12 protein-coding genes are annotated in these 12662 nt (G+C 59.8%); 7 read left to right on the forward strand and 5 right to left on the reverse strand.

Annotation, left to right across the window (positions count from 1 at the left end; all coding sequences use genetic code 11):
- Positions 1-39: 39 nt before the first annotated feature.
- Positions 40-1812 carry an SLC13 family permease gene (locus tag J7382_RS07175; RefSeq protein WP_209068390.1) on the reverse strand — a complete coding sequence of 591 codons (1773 nt, stop codon included), beginning with the start codon at positions 1810-1812 and terminating at the stop codon, positions 40-42.
- Positions 1813-1954: 142 nt separating this feature from the next.
- Between J7382_RS07175 and J7382_RS07180 the strand changes: the two genes are divergently transcribed.
- Positions 1955-2695 carry a YebC/PmpR family DNA-binding transcriptional regulator gene (locus J7382_RS07180; RefSeq protein ID WP_209068392.1) on the forward strand — a complete coding sequence of 247 codons (741 nt, stop codon included), beginning with the start codon at positions 1955-1957 and terminating at the stop codon, positions 2693-2695.
- 81 nt (positions 2696-2776) lie between these two features.
- Here the strand turns inward: J7382_RS07180 and J7382_RS07185 are convergent, their stop codons facing one another.
- Positions 2777-3328 carry a superoxide dismutase family protein gene (locus tag J7382_RS07185; RefSeq protein WP_209068400.1) on the reverse strand — a complete coding sequence of 184 codons (552 nt, stop codon included), beginning with the start codon at positions 3326-3328 and terminating at the stop codon, positions 2777-2779.
- Positions 3329-3647: 319 nt separating this feature from the next.
- On the opposite strand from J7382_RS07185, the gene opgC reads away from it, so the two are divergent.
- The gene (gene opgC / locus J7382_RS07190) at positions 3648-4733 is read left to right on the forward strand and encodes an OpgC domain-containing protein (RefSeq protein WP_209068401.1); all 1086 of its coding nucleotides are present in this window, start codon (positions 3648-3650) and stop codon (positions 4731-4733) included.
- On the opposite strand, the gene J7382_RS07195 is transcribed toward opgC, so the two are convergent.
- Positions 4726-5601, reverse strand: coding sequence for a LysR family transcriptional regulator ArgP (locus J7382_RS07195; RefSeq protein WP_209068403.1), 876 nt, complete (start codon positions 5599-5601; stop codon positions 4726-4728). The two genes, opgC and J7382_RS07195, sit on opposite strands and share 8 nt — an antisense overlap.
- A gap of 85 nt (positions 5602-5686) precedes the next feature.
- Here J7382_RS07195 and J7382_RS07200 point away from each other — a divergent pair, with 85 nt between their 5' ends.
- Positions 5687-6304 (forward strand): LysE/ArgO family amino acid transporter, encoded by a 618-nt coding sequence (locus J7382_RS07200; RefSeq protein ID WP_247744900.1) that lies wholly within the window; start codon positions 5687-5689, stop codon positions 6302-6304.
- A 95-nt stretch (positions 6305-6399) separates the two neighbouring features.
- Complete coding sequence (locus J7382_RS07205; protein ID WP_209068406.1) at positions 6400-7332, forward strand: pirin family protein; 933 nt, start codon at positions 6400-6402, stop codon at positions 7330-7332.
- Here the strand turns inward: J7382_RS07205 and J7382_RS07210 are convergent.
- The gene (locus tag J7382_RS07210) at positions 7316-8476 is read right to left on the reverse strand and encodes a methyl-accepting chemotaxis protein (RefSeq protein WP_209068408.1); all 1161 of its coding nucleotides are present in this window, start codon (positions 8474-8476) and stop codon (positions 7316-7318) included. The genes J7382_RS07205 and J7382_RS07210 overlap by 17 nt on opposite strands.
- A gap of 200 nt (positions 8477-8676) precedes the next feature.
- Between J7382_RS07210 and J7382_RS07215 the strand changes: the two genes are divergently transcribed.
- From J7382_RS07215 to J7382_RS07225, 3 genes are all read left to right on the forward strand, one after another.
- Positions 8677-9582, forward strand: coding sequence for a DMT family transporter (locus J7382_RS07215; RefSeq protein WP_209068409.1), 906 nt, complete (start codon positions 8677-8679; stop codon positions 9580-9582).
- 114 nt (positions 9583-9696) lie between these two features.
- Entirely contained in the window at positions 9697-11205 is a 1509-nt protein-coding gene (gene betC, locus J7382_RS07220; protein WP_209068410.1) for a choline-sulfatase, read from the forward strand.
- Between the two features lie 76 nt (positions 11206-11281).
- Positions 11282-11938: a hypothetical protein gene (locus tag J7382_RS07225; protein WP_209068411.1), complete on the forward strand. Its 657-nt coding sequence runs from the start codon at positions 11282-11284 to the stop codon at positions 11936-11938.
- A gap of 25 nt (positions 11939-11963) precedes the next feature.
- On the opposite strand, the gene betI is transcribed toward J7382_RS07225, so the two are convergent.
- Positions 11964-12575, reverse strand: a complete 612-nt coding sequence (gene betI / locus J7382_RS07230; RefSeq protein ID WP_209068412.1) for a transcriptional regulator BetI — start codon at positions 12573-12575, stop codon at positions 11964-11966.
- Between the last annotated feature and the right edge of the window lie 87 nt (positions 12576-12662).

The raw sequence follows: 12662 nt of genomic DNA on the forward strand, positions 1-12662 counted from the left end.
ACGGGGGCGGGCGCGGTCCGGCTTTGCCCGGGGATTGGGTTACAGGGGCCAAAATACCAGAATGGCGGGGATCGACACGGCGACCACCAAGATCTCCAGCGGCAGACCCATGCGCCAGTAGTCGCCAAAGCTGTAGCCGCCGGGGCCGAGGATCAGCGTGTTGTTCTTGTGACCAATGGGCGTGAGGAAAGCCGAGGAGGCCGCCACGGCCACTGCCATCAGGAAGGGATCCGCAGAGACACCCATGGCCTGTGCCATCTGAATGCCGACCGGGGCGGCGACTATGGTGGTGGCGGTGTTGTTGAGCACATCAGACAGCGTCATGGTCACAAGCATGAGCACCGTCAGCACGGCCCAGGCGGGCAGGCCCGCAGTGAGAGAGACAAGGCTGTTGGCGATAAGGGCGGTGCCGCCCGAGCTATCCAGCGCGGCCCCAAGCGGGATCATGGAGCCCAACAGGACGACCACGGGCCATTCGACGTGATCATAAAGTTCGGAGAGCGGCACGATTTTGGCGAGCACATAGGCCACCACCACCAGCCCAAGCGCGATGGGCAGATAGATCAACCCAAGTGAGGCGGCGGCGACTGCGCCGACAAAGAGACCAATGGCCAGCCACATTTTGCTGTTTGCGGTGACCACCAGACCGCGATCGGCCAGAGGCAGGCAGCCCAGCCAGTCGGTGACATCGGGGCCGCGATCTTTGTGCACGAGGATCAGGAGGATGTCGCCGGGTTGCACCACGGTTTTGCGGATCTGGCTGCGGATGCGGCGGCCTTCGCGGGAGATCCCCATCAGGAGCGCACCCTGACGCCATGCCAGACCAAGCGCTGCGGCGGTTTTGCCCGCGATGCGGGCGGTTTCCGGCACCACCACTTCGATGATGTCCAGACCGTCGCCTGCGGCTTTGAGCTGTTCTTCGCGTTTTGCGTCGGAGAAGTTCAATGACAGCGCGGCGCGAAATTCATCCAGCGCGTCGGGGCTGGCCTCAAGCACCAGCGCATCGCCTTCGCGCAGGATGTTGTTGCGGGCGGTGCCATACATGCGTTTGCCTTTGCGCATGAGGCCGAGCAATTGCACATCGGCCTCTTCGGCCTGTGGGTCAAGCTCTGCCAGACGTTTGCCGATCAGTTTGCTGTCGGCGGGCACGGTGAGTTCGGCGATGTATTGGCCCAGATCGGAGACTTTTTGGCCTGCGTCCTCGCGATCTGGGATCAGGCGCCAACCGATGAGGGCCACAAACAGCAGGCCCGCGATGGCGGTGAGGCCACCCACAGGGGCGAAATCAAACATTTTGAAGGGCGCACCAAGCGCGTCTTCGCGGATGGAGGCGATGATGATGTTGGGAGGCGTGCCGATAAGGGTGGCCATGCCGCCAAGGATGGTGGCAAAGGAGAGCGGCATGAGGGATTTGGCGGGGCTGCGGCCTGCTTTGCGCGCGGTCTGAATATCCACCGGCATAAGCAGGGCGAGGGCGGCGACATTGTTCATGAAGGCGGAGAGCAGCGCGCCGATGGCGCCGATGATGGCGATGTGGCTGCCCAGTTTGCGCGCGCTGTCCACCAAGGTGCGGGTGATCAGAAACACCGCGCCGGAGCGCACCAGCCCTGCGGAGACAATCAGCACCAAGGCGACAATCAGCGTCGCCGGGTGGCCAAAGCCGGAAAAGGCCTCTTTGGTGGGGACCACGCCAAGCACAACGCCCAGAAGCAGGGCGGTAAACGCCACTAGATCATAGCGAAACCGCCCCCAGAGCAGCATGACAAAGACGCCGCCAAAGAGGGCAAAGAGGATGATCTGATCGGTGGTCATGAAGGCGGCCTGTCGCGAAAATTGTTGCGCAGAGTCAATCGCAGGGGCGCAGGAAACGCAAGCGACTTGCGGATTTTGGCCGCTCTGACGTATAGAGACCCCTGACACAGAAAGACTGCCAAGAGTAACCCGGAGGCGAACCATGGCCGGCCATAGTAAATGGGCAAACATTCAGCACCGCAAAGGGCGTCAGGACGCTGCGCGGTCCAAGCTGTTTTCCAAACTTTCCAAAGAGATCACCGTTGCCGCGAAAATGGGTGACCCGGATCCTGAGAAGAACCCGCGTCTGCGTCTGGCGGTGAAAGAAGCCAAGAGCCAGTCCGTGCCAAAGGATGTGATCGAACGTGCGATCAAGAAATCTGTGGCGGGTGAAGGCGACGATTACGAAGAAATCCGCTATGAGGGCTATGGCCCCAACGGTGTGGCCGTGATTGTGGAAACCATGACCGACAACCGCAACCGCACCGCCTCGACCGTGCGTTCCACCTTCACCAAGAACGGTGGCAATCTCGGCGAAACCGGCTCTGTGGGCTTCATGTTCGACCGGAAGGGCGAAGTGACCTATCCGGCCACTGCTGGTGATGCGGACGCCGTGTTTGAAGCGGCGATTGAAGCTGGTGCAGAAGATGTGGAAAGCTCTGAGGAAGGCCATGTGATCTGGTGTGAAGACACCGATCTGAACGAGGTCTCCACCGCGCTGGAAGCGGCTCTGGGGGAATCTGACAGCACCAAACTGGTGTGGAAGCCGACCACCACGACTGAAATGGATCTGGTGAGCATGCAGAAGCTGATGAAGCTGATTGATGCGCTGGAAGATGACGATGATGTGCAGCGTGTGACCACCAACTTTGAAGCCTCTGACGAGGTGATGGAGCAGCTCTAAGCGCTGTGCTCCGAGATGTATAAAAAGGCCCGTAGCGATATGCTGCGGGCCTTTTGCTTTGTAGAGATCCGTTAGAGATGATCAGTTGGCCGTGATCACACCGCAGGCGATACGCCCGCCGGAGCCGCCAATTGGCTGGGTGAAATGATCATCCGGGTTGGCGTGGATGACCAGCGTGGAGCCGTCTTCATCGAGCACTTTGCCTGCGCCCTGATCAAGCATCAGCAGGTTGGTGTAGAGTTCCACCTCAGCGGTGCCATCGGCGCCAACAATGAGGTTGGGCAGGTTGCCCGCATGGGGCCCATCCACGTGAAAGAACCCATGCGGCAGGTTGCCGGGCATGATGTGGCCATGCGCACCTTTGAAACTGTCCAGCGGCGTGCAGTCGCCGACCGCGTGAAAATGCATGCCGTGTTTGCCGGGGGGCAGCCCTTCCACGGAGAGCTGGATCAGAATGCCGCGCGGTCCTTGCATGAAAGAGGCTGCGCCGATGGTCTCGCCGGCGTTGTTGATCAGGGAGCTGCTGGCGGAGGCGGTGATCTGTGGAGCGTCGCCTGCGTGCAACAGAGAGGCGGGGATAAGCATGGCTGCGATGAGTGCCGCTGTGCGCAGAGAGGTGTTCAGAATGGTCATCAAAGCGTTCCTTCGCGTTTGGGTGTCAAGCTGACGGTGTCTGGGCGAGGTGGGCGGACCAAGCGCGGGATGTGTCCCCAAGGGCAAAGAGCGCAGGGGACGCATATGGCGCTGGCGAAGCTGGCCTCATGATACAAACGCGAGGGAGCTGGGTTTTATGCAAATTTTTTACAAATTCGTTTGGGTGCGCGTGCTGTTGGTGCGTGACCACTGATCAACTGCGGCGGAGAAGGACTGTTTTTGTACCAAGTTTCGCCGTAATTTGGGGCTAGTCCGTGCTCTGACGGTAACGAGAATTAAGAGTGTGAGGGGGACGGCCGTGCGGTTTGACCTTCTGGATGGGGTGCGGGGGCACCTGTTGTTCATGATGATGCTGGCCCATTTGGCGGCGCAGCCGGGCATGAGCTATCTGATGGATGTGCATCATGCGCGGGTGTTTCAGATTTTGGATGCTGAGTTTCTGGTGATGCTCTCCGGCCTGTTGGTGGGCATTCTCTACAGTCTCAAGTTTCAGGATCCGGGGCGTTTGGCGCAGTTTCTGAAGCAGCGGATTGGCAAAATTTACCGCTATTACCTGATCTCGGCGGGGCCGTTTCTGATCCTGTTGGCGCTCGAAGGGGCGGGCTTGGGGCCGCTTGCTTTTGGGTTGGGCGAGGTGCTGCTTATTCAGAATGGCGGTGCGTATTCGGATATTCTGCCGATCTATATCTACTGTTTTGCGCTGCTGTTTGTTTTGAGCTTTGCGCTGCGATTTGTGCCGCAGGGGGCGCTGTTGCTGCCCTCTGGGCTGATCTATCTGGTGAGCCTGTTCAACTACGATGGCGGTGTCTTTGGCTGGGGCGGCAAGTTTCTGGTGTTTGATATCGCCGCCTGGCAGTTTCTGTTTTTCATTTCCTATTATTTCGGCCTGCATTTTCGCCAGATTTTGAACTGGCTGAATGGGCTGTCGGCGGGGGCGTATCTGTTTTTGGTGCTGGGCACGGGCGTGTTGGCGCTGGGGCAGCGCTGGGCGTTTTGGTATCCGGTGATTGGCAACCTGCCGGAGGGGGTGGCGGAGAATTGGTTCCGCATGCAGCTGCATCCGGTGCATTTGTTGCGTACTCTGGCGGTGGCTGGGTTTTTCACGGTGGCGCTGGTGCGGGCGGTGCGGGGCACAGCGTGGCTCACGGCCGTGCTGCGGTGGTATTTTTCACTGCGGCTGCTGCGCTATTGCGGGGTTTGGGCGATCCAGATGTTCGTGGCCCATGTGTATATGATTGCCCTATTTGCCGCCTTGCTGCCGACATGGGACGCGGGGCAGAGCTTTGTCTGGGCTGTGCTGTTTCAAGGGGCCTATATGATTCTGCCCTTTGGCATCCACTATGTGATGGCATGGCAGAGACGGCGGGCTGCGGCGCTCAGTTGAGATGCTGACGCGCAATCTGCTGTAGGGCCTTGCTCAAGGGGGCCAATGCAGGGGCTAGCAGGCGGCTGGATTGCCAGAACAGAGGCGTGTCAAAGGGGGTGCCGGGCTGGAGCGGCACCAAGGCCCCGCTGTTGAGATGCGGGCGCACCAAAGGTTCCGGGTTCATGCCCCAGCCCAATCCGAGCAGGGAGGCGTCCACAAACCCCGGCGCCGAGGGCAGGTGATGGCTGGGCGGCGTGGGGGTGACGCCAAGGGTTTGTTGCACCCATTGATGTTGCAGGCGGTCTTTGGAACTGAAGATCAATACGGGGGCTTTGCTGATCGCCTCCGGGGTCACGCCGTTGGCAAAATGCTGTTTGACAAAGGCTGGACTGGCGGAGGCGATATAGCGCATGGCCCCAAGCGGGAGACTGTCACAGCCTGCTATGGGCGCTTCATGGGCGGTGACCGCTGCGACCACCTCGCCCCGGCGCAGCCAGTCGGCGGAAAAATCCTGATCATCGACAACCAGATCCACCAGCAGGTCGGGCACCTGTGCCACCGCTTTGAGAAAGAAGGTGGCAAGGCTGTCTGCGGTGACAGCGATGCGCAGGCGGGCGCTGCGCGGTGACAGCGCGGCAAGGTCGCGCGCCAGAGCCCCTTCCAGAAGGCCGACCTGATCCAGATGGGCGGCAAGGCGGCGGCCGGTTTCTGTGCCCACGCAGGGGCTGCCGCGCAACACCAGCGGCATGCCAATGCGTTCTTCAAGCGCCTTGAGACGTTGGGAAATTGCGGATTGGGTCACGCCGAGATCCTGCGCGGCGGCGTCAAAACTTCCAGTGCGCAGGATGGCTGCCAGCGCGGCGAGATGAGCGTAGTCAATCTGCATTAGTAATCCTAATGTGAGTGAAGGTCTTTTAATTTGAGTAATTTTGATCGCTATCTTAGTCAAGACGCACGAACAGGAGAGACAGATGGCAGAGATGAGTATTTTGGGACCAGCAATTGCAGGGTTTGCACTTGGGTTTTCGCTGATCATGGCGATTGGGGCGCAGAATGCCTTTGTGCTGCGCCAAGGGTTGCGCGGCGAATATGTGCTGCCGCTGGTGCTGACCTGCGCCATTTCTGACGCCATCCTGATCACCGCCGGGGTTGCAGGCTTTGGGGTTTTGATCGCGGCCAATCCGGCCTTGTTGGACTGGGTGCGCTATGCGGGGGCGGCTTTTCTGATTGTCTATGGGGCGATGAATTTTCGCGCGGCGCTGAAAGGTGGGGACGCCTTGCAGGATAAGGGCGGCACAGCAGGCAGCCTTGGCGCGGCGGTGACAACCTGCCTGCTGCTGACCTGGGCGAACCCGCATGTCTATCTCGACACGGTGGTGCTGCTTGGGGGGATTTCGGCACAATACAGCCCGGCATGGGCCTTTGGGTTGGGCGCGGCCGTGGCGAGTTTTGCCTTTTTCTTCATGTTGGGGTTTGGCGCGCAGTTGTTGCGGCCGCTGTTTACCAATCCGCGAGCCTGGCAGGTGTTGGACGTTGTGGTGGGTGCCACTATGTGGGCGATTGCCGCCAAGCTGATCTGGGGCATGTGAGGCGGCTGCACAGGATCTGTGCGCGTGTGCGGATTTGGGCGCATGGTGTTTTGGCGTAGGATGCGGGCAGCCACAGCCTTAAGAGGACATGCGCCATGAGTTGGAACCCCGCCCTTGACCCCACATTGCCAGATGCAACGGCCTTGGAGGCCATTGAGACCGTGATTGTGCCCCGCGCCCGTGATTTGGGGGGCTTTTCCGTGCGGCGCGCCTTGCCTGCGCCGAGGCGGCAGATGGTGGGGCCGTTTATCTTTTTTGATGCGGTTGGGCCAGTGGAGTTTCTGACCGGGCAGGGCATTGATGTGCGCCCCCATCCGCATATCGGTCTGGGGACGGTGACCTATCTCTATCGCGGGGAGTTTGAGCATCGTGACAGCCTTGGCACCCATCAGATGATTTATCCCGGTGAGGTGAACTGGATGGTGGCGGGAAATGGCGTGACCCATTCAGAGCGCACCAGTGCTGCCACACGTGCAGCTCCGAGTTCGCTGTTTGGCATTCAGACATGGGTCGCGTTGCCGGAGGCGCGCGAAGATGATCCGGCGATGTTTGAGCATCATGGCAAAGAGGCGCTGCCGTTTCTGGAAGGCGAAGGCAAGGAGGTGCGGCTGATCCTTGGAGAGGCCTGGGGCGCACGCGCGCCGGTGACGATGCTGTCAGAGACGTTTTATGCGGATGTGACGCTTGCGCCGGAGGCTAAGCTGCCGATGCCAGACAACCACGAGGATCGCGCCCTATATGTGGTCTCCGGTGCGGTAATGATTGCCGGGGATGTGTTTGAAGCGGGGCAGATGATGGTGTTTCGTCCCGGCGATGCGATTACGGTCACCGCAGGGCCGTTGGGTGCGCGGTTGATGGCGTTAGGCGGGGCCACAATGAACGGGCCACGCTATATTTCATGGAACTTTGTGAGCTCCAGTAAAGAAAAAATCGAAGCTGCCAAGGCTGATTGGGCCGCAGGGGACTGGGCGCATGGGCGGTTTCAACTGCCACCGGGAGATGCGGAGGAGTTTATCCCGTTGCCATAGCCTTTTGCGGTTCGTGCGGCCTGTTGTGCGGTGTCTCGACCGTCAGCAGGGAGAGCGCCTCGCCGCACAGGGTGATGTTGTTTTGAGAGCCTTGCACGGCGGCTTCGGTGTTGTCGCGAATGGATTTGATTTCAGAGACAATGCCGGAGAAGAGCGGCAATTGCTGACGGGTTTCTTCGCTGTTTGAGGCGATGTCGGCAACGAGGCCGGTGATGGTGGCCTGAATGTTATGCGTCAGGCTGCGGCAGGCCTCTCCGCGGGCGAGGCTCTGCTGGGCGGCTTGGGCCACATTGGCGACGGTGGCGGAGAGATCGGCCTGCGCGTCGGTGAGATCATCCATGCGCGATAGAATGCGGGTGATGTCTGCATCTGCCATATCTGCCAGCTCGCGCACTTCGCCTGCGATGATGGCAAAGCCGCGCCCCTTTTCGCCAGCGCGCGCCGCCTCAATACCGGAATTGAGCGCCAGCAGGCGAATGCGGTCGGCCAGGCCGCGAATGGCCTCAGAGGCATTGGCCACCTCGGCCAGGGTTGTTTCGATCTTCTGCACCGGGTCGGCGATATGGGTGATCTGTTGGGTGGTGTCGGAGGCAAGATCAAGGAAGCCATCGACCTCGCGGGTGACCTCCTGCACGGCGGTGCCTACGTCAGAGGCTGTGGCCGCAGAGTGGCTGGCCCCGTCGCAAAGTGTGTCAAAGGTGGTGCCGAGGGTTTCGGCCTGATCAATCAGGTTTGAGATGAAGGTGACCCGTTCGCGCGACGTGCGGTTCACGTTGGTGGCATTGTCGCGGATCGTTTCAACGCGCGCTGTGGCGTCGGTGAGCCCGTCTGGATAGATCAGACGCTCTTCCACGACGGTTTGCACCATAGGCTCTGCGGGGGGCATCGCCTCTGAGGTAGCCGGCTCTTGTGGTGCGGGTGGTGTCTTGGGTTGTGCCAGATAGGTGGAGAGTGCGCTGACGCAGAAAGGGACCAGAGTGGTGAGGCCAGCGGCGAGCCAATCCAGCGGTGCGCCCTGCGCGATATCCGCACTCTGATTGATAAAGGTCAGCACAGGGCCGACGATGCTTGCCGCAATCAGGCCGCGCTTGAGAGATATGCGCAGGGCGGAGCGGGGCGGTTTGTGGTGCGTTGCTTGGGACATGCGCAGGGCCTGTTCATTTCACAAGGGTGTCCATTTGCTAACAAGAAGAGGCAAAAACTTGGTAAACAGCAAATCACCTTTGCGCGCGCAGAGGCTGCGGAAAGCCATAGTAACAGCCTCTCTCAGGGCGATCTCAGGGGGAAGACCGTTAACCTGTTTCCTATCTCGACTTTCCTGGTGACGCATGTCTATGTGGCGTCATGACGGATGAAGCAGTTTCTTCCCCGCTGAAGGGGGTCTTTTGGATGCTTGTCACGGGGCTTTGCTTTGTGGCGGTGACAGCTTTGGTGAAGCTGGTGGGCACCCGATTGCCTGCGGCGGAAACCGCGTTTTTGCGCTATGCGCTGGGGGCTGTGTTTCTGATCCCGATGATCCGCCCGATTGTACAGGCGCGGCTGAGCCGACGACAGCTTGGGCTGTTTGGATTGCGGGGCGTTTTGCACACCGGAGCGGTGGTGGCCTGGTTTTTTGCGATGACGCGGATTCCGATCGCGGAAGTGACGGCGATGAACTATCTCTCGCCGGTCTATGTGACGGTGGGGGCTGCGCTATTTTTAGGAGAAAAATTGGCGTTTCGCAGGATTGCGGCGGTGATTGTCGCCCTGATCGGGGTGGCGATTATTCTAAGGCCTGGATTTCGGGAACTCAGCCCCGGGCATTTTGCCATGTTGTTCACGGCGCTGGGCTTTGCCGGGGGCTATCTGATTGCAAAGAAGCTGAGCGAGGAGGTGAGCCCTACTGTGGTTGTCGGCATGTTGTCTGTCACCGTCACCATCGGGCTTGCGCCGCTGGCGCTTTCTGTTTGGGTGGCACCCACGTTTGAGGAACTGGTGATCCTGTTTGCGGTGGCCTGCTTTGCCACGGCGGGACACTATACGATGACGCTGGCGTTCAAGGCGGCGCCGGTGACGGTGACACAGCCGGTGAGCTTTTTGCAGATGGTCTGGGCGGTACTGCTGGGATGGCTGGCCTTTGGGGAGCAGCCGGATGTCTGGGTGTTGGTGGGGGCGCTGGTGATCATTGGAGCGATCAGCTTTATCACCTGGCGGGAAGCGGTGCTCAAGCGGCGTCAGATCACACCTTTGGTGGGGCAGACCAAACTCTGAGAGCGCACGGCGCGCCTCGACAATCCGCGACATGCTTCGTGTCGCGTTTGCGATTGTGTTTGCGGCCCGTGCGGGCCTAGGGTTGCGGCAGACAGCGCAGAAAGAGGAGCCGCCATGACCCGTCCTAATATTCTTATTTTCATGGTGGATCAGCTCAACGGGACGCTGTTTCCCGATGGGCCGGCAGACTGGCTACATGCGCCGAACCTGAAGAAACTGGCAGCGCGGTCGACCCGCTTTCAGAATGCCTATACCGCCAGCCCGCTGTGTGCGCCGGGGCGGGCGAGTTTTATGACCGGTCAGTTGCCCAGCGACACGCGGGTCTATGACAATGCGGCGGAGTTTGCCTCCTCTATCCCAACTTACGCGCACCATCTGCGCCGGGCGGGCTATCAGACCTGCCTGTCGGGCAAGATGCATTTTGTCGGCCCGGACCAGCTGCATGGGTTTGAGGAGCGGCTGACCACAGATATTTATCCGCCGGATTTTGGCTGGACACCAGATTACCGCAAACCGGGCGAGCGGATTGAATGGTGGTATCACAATATGGGCAGCGTCACTGGCGCGGGTGTTGCGGAAATCTCCAACCAGATGGAGTATGACGACGAGGTGGCCTACCACGCCACGCGCAAGGTCTATGATCTCGCGCGGGGGCATGACGCGCGGCCCTGGTGTCTGACGGTCAGTTTCACCCACCCGCATGACCCCTATGTGGCGCGCAAGAAATATTGGGATCTTTATGAGGATTGCGAACATCTGCTGCCGGAGGTGGGGCCGATCTCTTATGAGGAGCAGGATGCGCATTCCAAGCGGATCTTTGATGCCAATGACTGGCGCAGCTTTGACATTACGGAGGAGGATGTGCGCCGGTCCCGTCGGGCCTATTTTGCCAATATCAGCTATCTGGATGACAAGATTGGCGAGGTGATGGAGGCGCTGGAGGCGACCCGTCAGGAGGCCATCATTCTGTTCGTGAGTGATCACGGCGATATGCTGGGCGCGCGCGGGCTGTGGTTCAAAATGAGCTTTTATGAAGGCTCAAGCCGGGTGCCGATGATGGTGGCGGCGCCGCAGATGCAGCCGGGGCTGGTGACAACGCCAGTGAGCAATATCGACGTTTGCCCCACGCTGTGTGATCTGGCGGGGGTGAGTATGGAGGAGGTCATGCCCTGGACCACGGGCGAGAGCCTTGTGCATCTGGGGCAGGGCGGCACGCGGGACACGCCGGTGGCGATGGAATATGCTGCGGAGGCTTCTTATGCGCCGATGGTCTCGCTGCGCTATGGCAAGTGGAAATACAATCGCTGTGCGCTGGACCCCGATCAGCTGTTTGATCTGGAGACCGATCCCCATGAGTTGACTAATCTGGCCGAAGTGGCGGACCATCAGGGCACGGTGCAGACGTTGCGTGCCAAATCAGAGGCACGCTGGGATCTGGCGGCGTTTGATGCGGCCGTGCGGGAAAGTCAGGCGCGGCGCTGGGTGGTTTATGAGGCGTTGCGGCAGGGGGGATATTACCCTTGGGATTATCAACCGCTGCAGAAAGCCTCTGAGCGCTACATGCGCAACCACATGGATCTGAATGTCGTGGAAGAAAACCAGCGGTTCCCGCGCGGAGAATAGCGCGACGGGCGACATCACCCAATCTTAAAGGGTTTGCGCTTAGGCTCCGACCGGCCTGTCAGAGGAGAGCGCAAAGATGGAGGAATTAGGTGTATGGATGGTGTCAGCCATGGCCGCTTGGGCGGGTGGGGCTGAGGCGCAGATGGTGATAGACAGTGGTATGCAGAGCGGGACCTATGGTGAGCCGCTGGAGGATGTGGTGCTGTTGCAGGGCTGTGTGTTTGAACAGGAGGTGCCCAGCTGTGAGCTTGCCAGCAATGGGTTTACCTATTGGGTGAGCTGGGATGACCCGACGCCGGGATATGTCCTTGAGGCCATGGCGGCGCTTTATGTGAATGCACCGCTTTGGATCCGTGCGGATATTGTCTCCATGGGGGATATGTCTGCGGAGATTGCAGTGCATGCGCTGCGCCATGATGCGGCGCTTGATCCTTTTGCTGAGATCCGGGCCAATTTGCAGGGTAGCTGGGTGTTTGATGCGGATCCGGCCTATACGTCGCGTGTCTGGGGAGATCGGGTCACTGAGGAGATCAACGGGGATTTTTCTGCGGAGTATACGATGCAGATTGCGGAGAGCTGTGAGGCGTCACAGGGGCAGGGGCCTGTGCTGATCGCCCATATGGATCCATGGAGCACGCCGCCCTGTATGATCCTTGAGGCAGTGACGCCACAAAAGCTGATTCTACAGATGGCGGGTGGGGATGGCACGCTGTTCAAATACCGGCGTCCGTAGCGCGCGTAGGTTCTGAAAGAATGGATCAGCTGGCGAGGCCTGTTTGCAGATGACAGCCATGGTTTTCCAGCATGAGAGCCGCCACATCGCGGGCCTCGGCACGGGCCTGCGCTGGGTTAAGTGGCGTGTCAGACTGCGCGGCTTCCAGCCAGACCCCATCCATGTAGCATTGCAGCGCTTCGCGGAGGGTCTCGCGCCGCTCTTCGGGCACAAGGGCGCGCAATTCAGCGCGGAAATGCGCATTCACGCGGGAGCGGTTGATGCGATGCAGGCGCTGCAGGCTTTGGGAATAAGGGGCATTGGCCCAGAACTGCATCCAGAGTGAGCATTGCTCATTGGTAAAGAGCCGGTCTGAAAAGTTGGCGTCGAGCACTGCAATCAACCGTTCATGTGGGGTTTTGGCGGTCGCGTAACGCTCCAGCATGGCGTCTTTGAGCAGGGACAGGAGACGGCGCATCGTCGCCTCCATCAGTTTTTCCTTGGAACCAAAGTAATAGTTGATCGAGGCAGCGGAAGCGCCTGCCTCGGCAGCGATTTCCGCCATGGTCACAACGGCATAGCCGCGCTTGTGCACCGCCGTGATGGTGGCGTTGATCAACTCTTCATGACGGATATCGCGGATACGTGTACGGCCCATGACGCCACTTTAACGTGCCCGGCGTCAGGAGCAATATCGTTGTTTCATGAAAAAAATGAAATGGTCATTTAAAAAATAATAAGCCAG

The organism is Shimia sp. R11_0, from assembly GCF_017744035.1.
GTDB lineage: Bacteria > Pseudomonadota > Alphaproteobacteria > Rhodobacterales > Rhodobacteraceae > Shimia > Shimia marina.